The 709-nt window shown below is 53.5% G+C and carries 2 tRNA genes and 1 rRNA gene; all 3 read left to right on the top strand.

The window, feature by feature from the left end:
- Positions 1–203, top strand: a 16S ribosomal RNA gene (locus DL240_RS19510); the annotation flags it as partial.
- Positions 204–384: 181 nt separating this feature from the next.
- A tRNA-Ile gene (locus tag DL240_RS19515) sits at positions 385–458 on the top strand.
- A 98-nt stretch (positions 459–556) separates the two neighbouring features.
- Positions 557–629, top strand: a tRNA-Ala gene (locus DL240_RS19520).
- The last annotated feature ends 80 nt before the right edge of the window (positions 630–709 follow it).

The raw sequence follows: 709 nt of genomic DNA on the forward strand, positions 1-709 counted from the left end.
ATCGCTAGTAATCGCGGATCAGCATGCCGCGGTGAATACGTTCCCGGGCCTTGTACACACCGCCCGTCACACCATGGGAGTCGTTTGCTCCAGAAGTCGGTGACCCAACCGTAAGGAGGGAGCCGCCGAAGGAGTGAATGGTGACTGGGGTGAAGTCGTAACAAGGTAGCCGTAGGGGAACCTGCGGCTGGATCACCTCCTTTTACGGAGACCGTTCTGCCAGGAAAGCATCACTAAAGATGCTTCAGGATGCAGAACATCCGTTTCCCAACCCGAACCTGTTGAAAGTGCCTCGCAGTGAGGCTCTGAAATGACTCAGCTTGTATCGCTTTGCCTACGCAACGATGTTGAACGCGTCCTGTCTGGATTCCTGTGTCTTTAAAAGGACCTGTAGCTCAGGTGGTTAGAGCGCACCCCTGATAAGGGTGAGGTCGCTGGTTCAAGTCCAGCCAGGTCCACTTGATACTGCATATGTAGTATCATGCTTGGGAATAGCTTGTGACGTGACGAGAGTCACAACCTGCAAGCAGGCAACAGGCAATACGCCTCTGCTTCTGGGGGATTAGCTCAGTTGGGAGAGCATCGCCTTTGCAAGGCGAGGGTCATCGGTTCGAGCCCGATATCCTCCACTGGCCCAAGCGCCAAGTCTTTGACAAGTCAATAGGATGGTAAACGCATTAGCGTGAAGATTGTTGCAGTGATACTGCAA

It is taken from the genome of Lujinxingia litoralis, from assembly GCF_003260125.1.
Lineage (GTDB): Bacteria > Myxococcota_A > Bradymonadia > Bradymonadales > Bradymonadaceae > Lujinxingia > Lujinxingia litoralis.